Below are 13,883 nucleotides of genomic sequence, written 5' to 3' on the forward strand. Positions count from 1 at the left end.
GTATCTCGTATCTCGTATCGCAGATACAAAAAAGCCTCGCTATAGCTATATAGCGAGGCTTTGGAATTTTTATGCGCCCTTAAAATAGGGAGCGTTAACGTAAGGTCTGAATTACTTCAGCATACCTTCGTTAGCGTTCTCACGAACGTGCTTAAGAATAGACTTAACACCACGTGCGCTTGAAGCAACAACATTACCAGACGTCATGTAATCAGTACCGCCAGCAAAGTCAGTCATGATAGCGCCAGCTTCACGAGCGATTAGATCGCCAGCTGCTAGATCCCATGGCTTAAGGCCTAGTTCTAGGTAACCATCAACACGGCCAGCTGCTAGGTAACATAGGTCAAGAGCAGGAGAACCTGTACGACGGAAATCAGCACAGTCGATGAATAGACCAGAGATGATCTTCATGAAAGATTCAGAGTGTTGTTTTTGCTTGAATGGGAAACCAGTCGCTAGAACAGTACCTTGAAGGTCTTTTAGTTGAGTAACACGCATACGAGCGTTGTTAAGTTGAGCGCCAGCGCCACGTTGAGCTGTGAATAGCTCGTTTAGCATTGGGTCATAAACACAAGCAACTTCTGTACGACCGTTCATGCGAACAGCGATAGATACAGAGAAGTGAGGGAAACCTTTTACAAAGTTGTTGGTGCCATCCAGTGGGTCAACGATCCATTGTACATCAGAGTCTTTACCTTCAGTCAGGCCTTTCTCTTCAGAAATAATGCTGTGCTCTGGGTAAGATGCTTTGATTGTCTCAATGATCATGTACTCAGCTTCTTGAGCAATGTTAGTAACGTAATCGTTGTTACCTTTTAGAGACGATTCGATCTTATCAGTTGTTTCTAGAGATTTAGCAATATGGTTGCCAGCTTTACGCGCAGCGCGTATCGCAATGTTTAGCATTGGATGCATATGGTTTTTCCCACAAGATGTTAAAGAACAATTTAAAGCGGCGGCGAGTATACCAAAGTTTTACCAAAAGGGAAGTGGTTATTTTTTGAACTCTTGGTTTCACATTACGCGAAGGGTCTGACCATTTTACTTTGCTATGTGTTAATATCTCGCGATTATTTTTAAAGTGGTGTCATATAGCATGTTAGACAATGTAAAAGTCGTTCTGGTTGGTACGTCTCATTCGGGAAATATCGGATCAGCAGCTCGCGCAATGAAAGTGATGGGTTTGAGTCAATTAGTTCTTGTAGACCCTCAATGTGAAGTTGACGAGCAGACCTTAGCACTGGCTGCGGGTGCAGGTGACATCGCAGAAAACGCGACTATCGTTTCTACATTAGACGAAGCCGTAAAAGACTGTGGTTTGGTGGTTGGTTCGAGTGCACGTTCACGTACGCTTGAATGGCCAATGCTTGAGCCTCGTGAGTGTGGACAAAAGTTTGCGATTGAAGGTCAAAAGCACCCAGTCGCATTAGTGTTCGGCCGTGAACGTACTGGCTTGACTAACGATGAGCTTCAGAAGTGCCACTTCCATGTATGTATCCCAGCTAACCCTGAATACAGCTCGCTAAACCTAGCAATGGCAGTGCAGACTCTGAGCTACGAAGTGCGTGTAGCTCACCTTGATATGGTCGCTAGCCAATATCAGCCACAGCAACAAGATGAGTACCCTCGTCACGAAGAACTAGAAATGTTCTATGAGCACCTTGAAAAAGTGATCATTGATACCCAATTTATCTCTAAGGATAAGCCAGGTCAGGTGATGAATAAACTACGTCGTCTGTTCAGTCGAGCTCGTCCAGAGTTGCAAGAGATCAACACTCTACGCGGCATTTTGACTTCAATTGAGAAGAGCAAAAACGACAAATAAAAACCACACAAACTCTAAGGGTGAATACTTGACTAAAATAGTCAACTAAATACTTGACCAATTTAGTCAGGTATGGGAAGATTCCAACCACATAAACAATGTGGATTCGGTGTGATATGAAACTTACATCTAAAGGAAGATATGCGGTAACAGCTATGCTAGATGTAGCACTGCATTCGCAAAAAAGCCCAGTTCCTCTGGCTGATATTTCAGAGCGACAGGGCATCTCATTATCTTACTTAGAACAGCTATTTTCTAAGTTACGTAAAGCTGGCTTAGTTGCTAGTGTTCGTGGTCCTGGCGGTGGTTACCGTTTAGGTGCTGAAGCGAGCGACATCGCTGTCGGAACTGTAATTGCTGCAGTAGACGAATCAGTTGATGCAACTAAGTGTCACGGTCGAGCAGATTGCCAAGGTGGTAGTCGTTGTTTAACTCACACTCTTTGGCGTGATTTAAGCTCCCGAATCAGCAGCTTCTTAAATGACATTACGCTCGGTGAGCTAATGAAAGATAACGAAGTTTTAGAGATTTCTGATCGTCAAGATATCGATCTTGCGGTTAATAATGGTTTTGCACATAAAAATACGAGCACTACAACGATTAGTGCAGCACCTCACGGTGTTAATGCCCGCTCTTAGCGGTCAGTTTTTACATTGGAGTAGAAAATGAAACTGCCTATTTACTTTGACTATTCAGCTACATGCCCAGTCGATCCACGTGTTGCTGAAAAAATGGTTCAGTGCATGACGATGGACGGTAACTTCGGTAACCCTGCATCTCGTTCACACCGTTACGGCTGGCAGGCAGAAGAATCAGTAGATAATGCTCGTGAGCAAATTGCCGATCTACTAAATGCAGACCCACGTGAGATTGTTTTCACGTCAGGTGCTACAGAGTCAGACAACCTTGCTATCAAAGGTGCAGCGCACTTTTACGAGAAGAAAGGTAAGCACGTAATCACGTGTAAAACAGAACATAAAGCGGTTCTTGATCCATGTCGCCAACTAGAGCGTGAAGGTTTTGAGGTGACTTACCTTGAGCCTGAAGCAAACGGCATCATTGATTTAGACAAGCTACAAGCAGCAATGCGTGAAGATACGGTTCTTGTTTCTATCATGCACGTAAACAACGAGATTGGTGTAATCCAAGATATCTCTGCAATCGGCGAATTATGTCGTTCACGCAAGATCATCTTCCACGTTGATGCGGCTCAGTCTGCGGGTAAAATCCCACTAGATGTAAAAGAGATGAAAGTTGACCTTATCTCTCTTTCTGCACACAAAGCATACGGCCCTAAAGGCATTGGTGCTTTGTACGTTCGTCGTAAGCCACGTATTCGTCTTGAAGCACAGATGCACGGTGGAGGTCACGAACGTGGTTTCCGTTCTGGTACGCTTGCTACTCACCAAATCGTGGGTATGGGTGAAGCTTTTGCTGTCGCTAAACAAGACATGCAGAAAGATTATGACCACGCACTAGCACTTCGCGAGCGTCTATTGAAAGGGGTTCAAGATCTAGAAGCAGTAACGGTAAATGGCGACTTAGATCAACGTGTACCACATAACCTAAACGTGAGCTTTGCTTTCGTTGAAGGTGAATCTCTGCTTATGTCTTTAAAAGACTTAGCGGTATCATCAGGTTCTGCATGTACATCAGCGAGTCTTGAGCCTTCATACGTTTTACGCGCTCTTGGCTTAAACGATGAACTGGCACACAGCTCAGTACGTTTTTCATTCGGCCGTTTCACTACGGAAGAAGAAATCGACTACGCGATTGCACAAATCCGTGTAGCAGTAAATAAATTACGCGACATGTCTCCTCTATGGGATATGTATAAAGAAGGGATTGATTTGAACACTGTTGAGTGGGCTCATCACTAATCTCACGGAAATAGAGGATTCGAGGTAACTATCATGGCATATAGCGAAAAAGTAATTGATCACTACGAAAACCCACGTAACGTAGGTTCGTTTGATAAAGAAGATCCAAGTGTAGGTAGCGGCATGGTTGGCGCACCAGCTTGTGGTGACGTAATGAAACTGCAAATCAAAGTATCTGCAGAAGGTATTATTGAAGACGCAAAATTCAAGACTTACGGTTGCGGTAGCGCAATCGCTTCTAGCTCACTAGTCACTGAGTGGGTTAAAGGTAAAAGTATTGATGAAGCAGCTGCTATTAAAAACTCTGAAATCGCAGAAGAGCTAGAGTTGCCACCAGTGAAAGTTCACTGTTCAATTCTTGCTGAAGATGCAATCAAAGCAGCGGTTGCGGATTACAAAAAGAAGCACTAATCGTTTCTACAACGTAATCACTTCAAAAAAGTAATATTTGGGAGCACCCTTTGTGCTCCCCCTGAGTTCTCAATTTATATAAAACACAAGGTTGTAGTATGGCCATCACCATGACAGATACGGCAGCAAGCCGAGTTCAAGCTTTCCTAGATAACCGAGGTAAAGGTATCGGGTTGCGCTTAGCGGTAAAAACTACTGGCTGTTCGGGTATGGCGTATGTACTGGAATTCGTTGACGAGCTCAACGAAGAAGACGAAGTGTTCGAGCATTCAGGTGTTAAGGTCATCATTGATCCAAAGAGCCTAGTTTACCTAGACGGTACTGAGCTTGATTACGTAAAAGAAGGCCTAAACGAAGGTTTTGAATTCAACAACCCTAACGCGAAAGGCGAATGTGGTTGTGGTGAGAGCTTCAATGTATAAACGCCTCAATCGTTGAGCGTTTATAATGAGCGAAGAATAAAATTAGGCTCTAAGTAAAGAGCCTAAACTTAGGACCACCGTTACATGAATCATTTCGAATTATTTGGGCTACCACTTCAGTTTCAACTGGATGGTAGCCTTCTTTCTTCTCAGTTTAGAGATCTGCAACGCCAATTCCACCCTGATAAATTTGCCACGGCTTCTGAGCGAGATCGCTTGCTGGCTGTGCAAAAAGCTGCGCAAATCAATGATGCGTACCAGGTGTTGAAAAATCCAATCAGCCGAGCTGAATACCTGTTAGTTCAACATGGTGAGGATATTCGTGGTGAGCAGCAGACTATGCAAGATCCTATGTTCCTGATGGAGCAAATGGAATTGCGTGAAGAGCTGGAAGATATCGCCGACAGTTCTGATCCTGAAGATGCTTTGTTTGCATTTGAAGGAAAGGTTAGCAAAATGTATAAACAACAATTAAGCGCTATCCAACAAGAACTCGACAGCGAAGCTTGGTTAGAAGCTGCAGACCGAGTAAGAAAGCTTAAGTTTATTGCAAAATTAAAGAATGAAATCGAGTTAGTTGAAGATCGTTTGATCGGCTAGTTCGTATAACAAGGACACATCCATGGCACTACTTCAGATTGCAGAACCAGGGCAAAGCGCCGCTCCTCACCAGCACAAGCTTGCAGTGGGTATTGATTTAGGTACAACAAACTCATTGGTTGCGTCAGTGCGCAGTGGTGAGGCAAGCACGCTTGTTGATCAACAAGGTCGCAGTATTCTCCCTTCCGTTGTTCACTATCAGTCAGAGTCGTACACCACTGGTGATGAAGCGCGTGTAAATGCACAAACTGATCCTAAAAATACCATTATCTCAGTTAAGCGATTAATCGGTCGTTCACTGTCAGATATTCAACAGCGATACCCATCTCTGCCATATCAGTTTGAAGAAAGTGATAATGGCCTGCCTGTGATTAACACAGCGCAAGGAAATAAGAACCCAATTCAAGTATCTGCAGATATTCTTCGTGCACTCGGTCAACGTGCTGAGTCGACGTTAGGTGGTGAATTGGCTGGTGCCGTGATTACCGTCCCTGCGTACTTTGATGATGCACAACGTGCAGGTACCAAAGACGCAGCGCAACTTGCTGGTCTTCATGTGTTACGTCTTCTTAATGAACCCACTGCAGCTGCGATTGCTTATGGCTTGGATTCAGGTAAAGAAGGGGTAATCGCTGTTTATGACTTAGGCGGTGGTACGTTTGATATCTCTATCCTACGCCTGTCTAAAGGTGTCTTCGAAGTTTTAGCAACCGGTGGTGACTCTGCATTAGGCGGCGATGACTTTGACCATTTAATTGCGGATCATTTCCAAGAGCAAATGGGCTTGTTAGAGCTGACAGCAGAACAGAACCGTATTCTTCTAGACGCAGCAACAGAAGCGAAGATTGGCTTATCTGAAGCTGAAAGCGTTAATGTTGAAGCACTAGGTTGGTCTGGCTCTTTAACTCGTGAAGAGTTCGAAGAGATCATCAAGCCACTAGTTAAGAAAACGCTGCTTTCGTGCCGCCGAGCACTGAAAGATGCGGAAGTTGACGCGGATGAAGTACTAGAAGTCGTGATGGTAGGTGGTTCAACTCGTACCTTACTTGTTCGTGAAATGGTCGGTGGCTTCTTTGGTCGTACTCCATTAACCAGTATTAACCCTGATGAAGTGGTTGCGATTGGCGCATCGATTCAAGCGGATATCTTAGTTGGCAACAAGCCTGACTCTGAGATGCTGCTATTGGATGTTATCCCTCTGTCACTGGGTATCGAAACCATGGGTGGCTTAGTCGAAAAGATCATCCCTCGTAATACCACGATCCCAGTTGCTCGTGCACAAGAGTTTACCACGTTCAAAGACGGTCAAACTGCAATGACAGTACACACCGTGCAAGGCGAGCGTGAGATGGTTGATGACTGTCGTTCACTGGCTCGATTTGCTCTGAAAGGCATCCCGCCGATGACTGCAGGTGCTGCTCATATTCGTGTTACTTACCAAGTGGATGCTGATGGCCTGCTATCGGTTACCGCAATGGAGAAGAGCACTGGCGTTCAAGCTGAAATCCAAGTTAAGCCTTCTTACGGTCTAAGCGACAACGAAGTGGCTAGCATGCTGAAAGATTCGATGACGTTTGCAAAAGAAGACATGCAAGCGCGTGCTCTTGCTGAGCAACGCGTAGAAGCGGATCGCGTTATCGAAGGCCTTATCGCTGCAATGCAAGCCGACGGTGACGAGCTACTTGATGAGCAAGGCAAACAACAACTTGTTCAAGCGATTGAAGCACTGATTGAAGTGCGTAATGGCGACAACGCTGATGCTATTGAACTAGAAATTAAGAATACCGACAAAGCGAGCCAAGACTTTGCTTCTCGTCGTATGGATAAATCAATTCGTGCTGCACTGTCAGGTCAGTCAGTCGATAATATTTAATAGTTAGAGAATAGATAAACATGCCAAAGATTATTGTTTTACCTCACGAAGATCTATGTCCAGAAGGCGCTGTTTTAGAAGCAAAAACTGGTGAGACGGTTCTTGATGTTGCACTGAAGGCCGGTATTGGTATTGAACACGCATGTGAGAAATCGTGCGCATGTACAACATGTCACGTTGTGATTCGTGAAGGTTTTGATTCTTTAGAAGAGAGTGATGATCTAGAAGACGACATGCTAGATAAAGCATGGGGCTTAGAGATGGAATCTCGCTTGGGTTGCCAAGCTAAAGTGGCTGATACGGATCTTGTTGTAGAGATTCCAAAGTACACGTTGAACCTGGCTTCTGAAGACCATTAAGAACCTGTTCTCAGTCATGGCTAATACAGCGATGACTGAGAGAGTTATTGCTTAGACAAACATACTAAGAAAACTGGCCTAGAATATAGAGCATAAAGGTGACCAAGCGTCGCTAATAAATATAAGGAAGTGTTATGAGCTTGAAGTGGGTTGATTCGCGAGACATCGCAATTGAGCTATGTGATTTGTACCCTGATACTGATCCTAAAACGGTACGTTTTACCGATCTGCATCAATGGGTGCTAGACCTTGAAGAGTTTGATGACGAGCCTAACCACTCGAATGAAAAAATCTTAGAGGCTATTATTTTGTGCTGGATGGATGAGATGGATTAATCCTCTTATCTGATGATTTGGTCGCGGGTTGGCATCAGTCCAATATAAAACGCAGCCAAGTTAACAATTCTTACTAAAAAAAGCGGACCTTATGGTCCGTTTTTTTATCAAAATGACATTTTCCTCCTACATAATGCTAACATCAGTGCGCTAATAAAAAATAATCAGAATCACACTCTCGAAGTGGTTCATGACAAGGAGAAATCATGTCTACACAGATGTCAGTATTTTTAAGTCAAGAAGCTGCCCAGCCTCAGTGGGGAGCAAGAGCTATTTTATCGTTCTCAGAAGCGGGAGCGACAATTCACATTGGTGAAGGCCACGATCTAGGCGCAGTTCAACGTGCGGGTCGTACGCTTGACGGACAAGGTATCGCATTCGTTTCACTTCGTGGTGAAGGTTGGGATCTAGAAAGCGTTTGGGCTTTTTACCAAGGCTACCGTGGACCAAAGAAAAAGAATGCATTGGAATGGGATGCACTTTCAGAAGCCGACCAAGCTGAGCTAGAAGCTCGCATCCGTGCTACTGACTGGACGCGTGACATTATCAATAAAACCGCTGAAGAAGTGGCACCTCGTCAACTTGCGACAATGGCTGCAGAATACATCAAGTCAGTGGCGCCAGCGGGCACTGTTAAAGCGAAGATCGTTAAAGACAAGGATCTACTAACCGAAGGTTGGGAAGGCATCTACGCGGTCGGCCGTGGCTCTGAGCGTACATCAGCAATGCTGCAACTGGACTTCAACCCAACAGGCGATGAAAACGCACCTGTATTTGCCTGTTTAGTCGGTAAAGGTATTACGTTCGATTCGGGCGGTTACAGTATCAAGCCAGGCCAATTCATGACAGCGATGAAAGCTGACATGGGTGGCGCAGCAACGATTACTGGTGGTTTAGGTCTTGCGATTGAACGCGGTCTTAACAAGCGCATCAAGCTTATTCTATGTTGCGCAGAGAACATGATCTCTGGTCGCGCATTGAAGCTTGGCGATATCATTACCTACAAAAACGGTAAAACAGTTGAGATCATGAACACTGATGCGGAAGGTCGCTTAGTGCTAGCTGATGGCCTGATGTACGCAAGTGCACAAAGCCCTGAGCTGATCATCGACTGTGCAACGCTAACAGGCGCGGCTAAAAACGCATTAGGTAACGACTACCACGCACTATTAAGCTTCGATGATGAGTTGTCTCACCAAGCGCTAACGGCGGCAAATCAAGAGAAAGAAGGCTTATGGCCACTGCCTCTTGCTGATTTCCACCGTGGTATGTTGCCTTCAAACTTTGCTGATCTTTCAAACATCAGCACGGGCGATTACACACCGGGTGCAAGTACAGCTGCGGCATTCCTTTCTTACTTTGTAGATGACTACAAAAAAGGTTGGATTCATATGGATTGCGCGGGTACTTACCGTAAGTCAGCAAGTGACAAGTGGGCGGCAGGCGCAACGGGTATGGGCGTTCGCACACTGGCTCGTCTTCTTATCGACCAAGCAAAATAATAATAAGGGTGAGCGGTATTTTGTGCCGCTCATTCATAAAGCTCAGATCGAAAGATCTCAGTAATTTCAGTATTTAATAACAAAAAAATGAAGTGAAGGAATCCCTATGGCTCTAGAAAGAACGTTCTCAATTGTTAAGCCGGATGCAGTTAAGCGTAACCTTGTTGGTGAAATCTACCACCGTATCGAAAAAGCAGGCCTAGAAATTATTGCTGCTAAAATGGTTCGTCTTACTGAAGAGCAAGCGAGTGGCTTCTACGCTGAACATGAAGGTAAAGAGTTCTTCCCAGCTCTTAAAGAGTTTATGACTTCTGGTCCTATCATGGTTCAAGTGCTTGAAGGCGAAAACGCTATCGCTCGTTACCGTGAGCTTATGGGTAAAACAAACCCAGAAGAAGCGGCATGCGGTACTATCCGTGCTGACTACGCAATCAGCATGCGTTACAACTCAGTTCACGGCAGCGACAGCCCTGAGTCTGCAGCTCGCGAAATCGAATTCTTCTTCCCAGAATCTGAAATTTGCCCACGCCCAGCTCAATAATCGGCACTGCAAATTATTCTAAAGGCTTCACTTCGGTGAGGCCTTTTTTGTAAGTGGATTTTACGCTCTCGATAATCAATTTAGTCGTCATTCTCGAAAGCGACGAAGGAGCGTAATCGGGAATCTGTTTTTGTTATTGGAGATTCCAGATACTTCGTTCCTCAGTTCTGGAATGACGGGGAACTTTGGAGCAACCATCTCGTGGTAAATATTATCGAGCAATTGGTGATTATTTACGTCATTCCCGAAAGCGACGAAGGGGTGTAATCGGGAATCTTTGTTTAAATTGGCTAATATCAGGCCGATAAACACAATTGTTCAAATTTTAATCGCTTAAGTTTGAATGTCTTAATAAACACAGGGTTTTACAATGCTTGTTGAAGTTGCGTAAAGCCTGTACAATTCGCGCCCTTAATTATTGTTCCGTCATTGAGAGGCATCATGACCACAGCTAAAGTCAATCTACTCGATTTTGATCGTAAAGGTCTTCGTAAATTTTTCACAGAAGAACTGAATGAGAAAGCGTTTCGAGCAGAGCAAGTGATGAAGTGGATTTATCACTTCGGTGTCGATGACTTCGAACAAATGAATAACATCAACAAAAAGTTACGTGAGAAACTTCAACGTCGCTGTGAGATTGTTGCACCTGTTGTTTCTGAAGCTCAACACTCTTCAGATGGCACAATTAAATGGGCGATGAGCGTTGGCGACCAAGACGTTGAAACGGTATACATCCCAGATGGTGACCGTGCGACGCTATGTGTATCTTCACAGGTTGGTTGTGCACTTGAATGTAAGTTCTGTTCTACAGCTCAACAAGGCTTCAACCGTAACCTAAAAGTTTCAGAGATTGTTGGCCAAATCTGGCGTGCATCTCGTGAAATCGGCCTAGAAAAAGAAACCGGTCGTCGTCCAATTACTAACGTTGTAATGATGGGTATGGGCGAGCCTCTATTGAACATGAAGAACCTAATGCCATCATTAGAAATCATGCTTGATGATCTAGGTTTCGCACTGTCTAAGCGTCGTGTAACCGTATCAACTTCTGGTGTTGTTTCTGGCCTTGACCAAATGACAGACAACATCGATGTCGCATTGGCTATTTCTCTACATGCGCCAAACGATGCACTACGTAGCCAAATCATGCCGATCAACGACCGTTGGGATATCCAAGACTTCCTAGCATCTGTTCGTCGTTACATTGCATCTTCAAATGCTAACCGCGGTAAAGTAACGGTTGAGTACGTGTTATTGGATCATGTGAATGATGATATGGACCACGCACGTGAACTTGCTGAGCTAATGAAAGAGACGCCTTGTAAGATCAACTTGATTCCATTCAACCCTTACCCGGGGTCGCCTTATAAGAAGCCAAGCAACTCTCGTATTGATCGCTTCCAAAAAACGCTGATGGAATACAACTACACAGTAACCGTTCGTAAGACTCGTGGTGATGATATTGATGCCGCGTGTGGTCAGTTAGTCGGTGATGTGATTGATAGAACCAAGCGTACTAAAATGCTTAAAGCAGCCTCTGAAGCGAACTTGATTGCCGGTGGTGTGATTGAAGTAAAAGCGGTATAAAACGCGATTAGAACCTAAACAAGCCAGAAGTCTTACTTCTGGCTTGTTGCTTTTCTGGGGTGCAGTTTTTGATTTTTTGGACTTCTTGCCCACGCTTTCTTACATTTTTCGTCAAATTTTGGACAAAACCATGAGCTGACGGTAAATTTTGTTTAAAGTGTTTTTGCCTTGTAATGGCATTAGCTTATGATTAACTAATCTTAAATTAATTTAAGTGCTCGCTTGCTACTGATCATCAATATGTCTATTTAGGTTGGCTACTTGATAAACTAGCTTCCTGAGAAGGTCATCCATAATAAATGAATGATGTTCGCCTTTAAGGGTTGATGATTTAGATAGCAGGAAAAATTCCACATAACGTGGGTTGTTAGATTGAGCTTAAACGACAATAAGAAAACGCTCTCCTCAACCTGCGATAATACTTTAGAAGTTCACTCTCTATGAACACAGAACAAGATACACAAGCGCAAGAAAACGTAGCTCCAGCTTTGGAAGCGGGAACGCTGCTTAAGAACAAACGAGAATCTCTTGGTTTAACGCAAAAGCAGATTTCTGATCGCTTGAAACTTCGCGTTACTCTGATCCAACAAATTGAAGAAAACCAATTCGAGTCAGATCAAGTGGCGACGTTTATGCGTGGCTATATTCGTTCATACGCGAAATACGTCAATCTTGATGAAAAAGTCGTATTGAGTGCGCTGCATCATGCCGGTGATGCTCAGCATCAAGAGCAAGAAATGCTGAGTTTTTCTCGTAAGACCAAAACCGAGAAGCACAACAGCCGTATTATGATCCTGACTTGGAGTATTTTTGCGGTCATTGCGGGTATCTCCTCACTTTGGTGGTGGCAGAACCAACAACAAGACACCCTATCTCAATCTTTAGCGAATACCGAAAGCTCAGAAGAGCTCGCGGTAGAAGAATCACTTGCCCCTGAATTCACCTCTTTAGAAGTGATTGAAGCTGAACAAAATGAAGCGGGTGCTTCTGTTGTTGAAGATACTGAAGGCCTTGCTGCGATAAGCGATGCGGAAGATACTTCAGATGCTGTTACTCCAGCTGACGAAACTCCTGCACAACAAGCAACAGAGACAGAGCCAACTGCTGAAGCTGCTGCGAATGCAGAAACGGTTGAAGCTAGCACGGCTCCTGAAGCTGTGGCTAACGAGCTAGTGATGCAGTTCACCGCTGATTGCTGGATCCAAGTAAAAGATGCAACGGGTAAAACCTTGTCGACTGGCATCAAAAAAGCAGGTCAGTCGTTAAATCTATCAGGAACTGCGCCATATAAAGTGATTCTAGGTGCGCCAGAAGGCGTATCAATGACATTTGCAAGTGAACCTGTCGACCTTTCTGGGTATACTTCAGGCAAAGTAGCTAGAATAACCTTACCTTAGAGTTAATATGCAACACGAATCTCCTATTATTCGTCGCAAATCAACCCGTATTTATGTGGGTGATGTGCCGATCGGTGATGGTGCACCAATTGCTGTGCAATCCATGACCAACACAAGAACAACAGATGTAGCCGCGACCGTTGCTCAAATTAGAGCTCTGGAAAAAGTTGGCGCTGATATCGTTCGCGTATCTGTACCGACTATGGATGCAGCTGAAGCCTTTAAGCTAATCAAGCAGCAGGTCTCTGTTCCTTTGGTTGCTGATATTCACTTCGACTACCGTATCGCACTTAAAGTGGCGGAATACGGCGTTGACTGTCTGCGTATCAACCCAGGTAACATCGGTAACGAAAGCCGTATCCGCTCAGTTGTTGATTGTGCACGTGATATGAATATTCCGATTCGTATTGGTGTTAACGGCGGTTCTCTTGAGAAAGAGATCCAAGAGAAATACACAGAACCTACAGCAGAAGCGCTTGTTGAATCAGCAATGCGTCACGTCGATATCCTAGACCGTCTGAACTTTGATCAATTCAAAGTCAGCGTTAAGGCGTCTGATGTATTCCTAGCAGTCGGTTCTTACCGTTTGCTGGCTAAGCAGATTGATCAACCTCTTCACCTTGGCATTACCGAAGCGGGTGGTGCGCGTGCTGGCTCTGTGAAGTCAGCAGTAGGTTTAGGTATGCTTCTTTCTGAAGGTATCGGCGATACGCTGCGTATCTCGCTAGCGGCTGATCCGGTTGAAGAGATCAAAGTTGGCTTTGATATTCTTAAATCTTTGCGCATTCGTTCGCGTGGCATCAACTTCATTGCGTGTCCGAGCTGTTCTCGTCAAGAGTTCGATGTTATTAACACCGTTAATGCCCTTGAAGAGCGCCTAGAAGACGTGATCACTCCAATGGACGTATCTATCATCGGTTGTGTGGTTAACGGCCCTGGTGAAGCTGAAGTGTCTCACTTAGGTTTAGCTGGTAGTGCACGTAAGAGTGCCTTCTACGAAGATGGTAAGCGTCAGAAAGAGCGCTTCGACAACGATGACCTTGTCGACAAACTTGAAGCTAAGATTCGTGCAAAAGCGTCAGTGCTTGATAAAGCAAATCGCATTGATGTAGAAAACTTAGAAGATTAATACAACGCGATGGGGTGTGATTGTC

Annotated in this window: 15 protein-coding genes; 14 read left to right on the forward strand and 1 reads right to left on the reverse strand. The window is 44.6% G+C overall.

What is annotated here, in order from left to right:
* Positions 1-111: 111 nt before the first annotated feature.
* Positions 112-915, reverse strand: a complete 804-nt coding sequence (gene suhB, locus AB4323_RS15070) for an inositol-1-monophosphatase (protein ID WP_017062836.1) — start codon at positions 913-915, stop codon at positions 112-114.
* Between the two features lie 181 nt (positions 916-1,096).
* Between suhB and trmJ the strand changes: the two genes are divergently transcribed.
* The 14 genes from trmJ to ispG all read left to right on the forward strand — a co-directional run bounded on the left by trmJ (position 1,097) and on the right by ispG (position 13,858).
* Complete coding sequence (gene trmJ / locus AB4323_RS15075) at positions 1,097-1,825, forward strand: tRNA (cytosine(32)/uridine(32)-2'-O)-methyltransferase TrmJ (protein WP_017062835.1); 729 nt, start codon at positions 1,097-1,099, stop codon at positions 1,823-1,825.
* Between the two features lie 116 nt (positions 1,826-1,941).
* Positions 1,942-2,463: a Fe-S cluster assembly transcriptional regulator IscR gene (gene iscR, locus AB4323_RS15080; RefSeq protein ID WP_010440512.1), complete on the forward strand. Its 522-nt coding sequence runs from the start codon at positions 1,942-1,944 to the stop codon at positions 2,461-2,463.
* Between the two features lie 27 nt (positions 2,464-2,490).
* Entirely contained in the window at positions 2,491-3,705 is a 1,215-nt protein-coding gene (locus AB4323_RS15085; protein ID WP_010440514.1) for an IscS subfamily cysteine desulfurase, read from the forward strand.
* 33 nt (positions 3,706-3,738) lie between these two features.
* A complete protein-coding gene (iscU, locus tag AB4323_RS15090; protein WP_004735094.1) occupies positions 3,739-4,116 on the forward strand; it encodes a Fe-S cluster assembly scaffold IscU in 378 nt (125 codons plus the stop codon).
* Positions 4,117-4,214: 98 nt separating this feature from the next.
* The gene (gene iscA, locus AB4323_RS15095) at positions 4,215-4,538 is read left to right on the forward strand and encodes an iron-sulfur cluster assembly protein IscA (protein ID WP_010440519.1); all 324 of its coding nucleotides are present in this window, start codon (positions 4,215-4,217) and stop codon (positions 4,536-4,538) included.
* Between the two features lie 84 nt (positions 4,539-4,622).
* Positions 4,623-5,138 carry a co-chaperone HscB gene (gene hscB, locus AB4323_RS15100; protein WP_017629865.1) on the forward strand — a complete coding sequence of 172 codons (516 nt, stop codon included), beginning with the start codon at positions 4,623-4,625 and terminating at the stop codon, positions 5,136-5,138.
* 22 nt (positions 5,139-5,160) lie between these two features.
* On the forward strand, positions 5,161-7,011 hold the full coding sequence (hscA, locus tag AB4323_RS15105) for a Fe-S protein assembly chaperone HscA (protein ID WP_017062518.1): 1,851 nt from the start codon (positions 5,161-5,163) through the stop codon (positions 7,009-7,011).
* A 20-nt stretch (positions 7,012-7,031) separates the two neighbouring features.
* On the forward strand, positions 7,032-7,370 hold the full coding sequence (fdx, locus tag AB4323_RS15110; RefSeq protein ID WP_010440525.1) for an ISC system 2Fe-2S type ferredoxin: 339 nt from the start codon (positions 7,032-7,034) through the stop codon (positions 7,368-7,370).
* Between the two features lie 134 nt (positions 7,371-7,504).
* Complete coding sequence (iscX, locus tag AB4323_RS15115; RefSeq protein ID WP_102333716.1) at positions 7,505-7,705, forward strand: Fe-S cluster assembly protein IscX; 201 nt, start codon at positions 7,505-7,507, stop codon at positions 7,703-7,705.
* Between the two features lie 206 nt (positions 7,706-7,911).
* The gene (gene pepB, locus AB4323_RS15120) at positions 7,912-9,207 is read left to right on the forward strand and encodes an aminopeptidase PepB (protein WP_102333717.1); all 1,296 of its coding nucleotides are present in this window, start codon (positions 7,912-7,914) and stop codon (positions 9,205-9,207) included.
* A 106-nt stretch (positions 9,208-9,313) separates the two neighbouring features.
* A complete protein-coding gene (gene ndk / locus AB4323_RS15125; protein WP_016797173.1) occupies positions 9,314-9,748 on the forward strand; it encodes a nucleoside-diphosphate kinase in 435 nt (144 codons plus the stop codon).
* A gap of 441 nt (positions 9,749-10,189) precedes the next feature.
* The gene (locus tag AB4323_RS15130; RefSeq protein ID WP_017062516.1) at positions 10,190-11,332 is read left to right on the forward strand and encodes a bifunctional tRNA (adenosine(37)-C2)-methyltransferase TrmG/ribosomal RNA large subunit methyltransferase RlmN; all 1,143 of its coding nucleotides are present in this window, start codon (positions 10,190-10,192) and stop codon (positions 11,330-11,332) included.
* Between the two features lie 440 nt (positions 11,333-11,772).
* On the forward strand, positions 11,773-12,729 hold the full coding sequence (rodZ, locus tag AB4323_RS15135; RefSeq protein ID WP_137002161.1) for a cytoskeleton protein RodZ: 957 nt from the start codon (positions 11,773-11,775) through the stop codon (positions 12,727-12,729).
* 7 nt (positions 12,730-12,736) lie between these two features.
* A complete protein-coding gene (gene ispG, locus AB4323_RS15140; RefSeq protein WP_009848294.1) occupies positions 12,737-13,858 on the forward strand; it encodes a flavodoxin-dependent (E)-4-hydroxy-3-methylbut-2-enyl-diphosphate synthase in 1,122 nt (373 codons plus the stop codon).
* Positions 13,859-13,883 lie beyond the last annotated feature (25 nt).

Origin of the sequence: Vibrio sp. 10N.261.52.C11 (assembly GCF_041471405.1) — a bacterium.
GTDB classification, from domain to species: Bacteria; Pseudomonadota; Gammaproteobacteria; order Enterobacterales; family Vibrionaceae; genus Vibrio; species Vibrio crassostreae_C.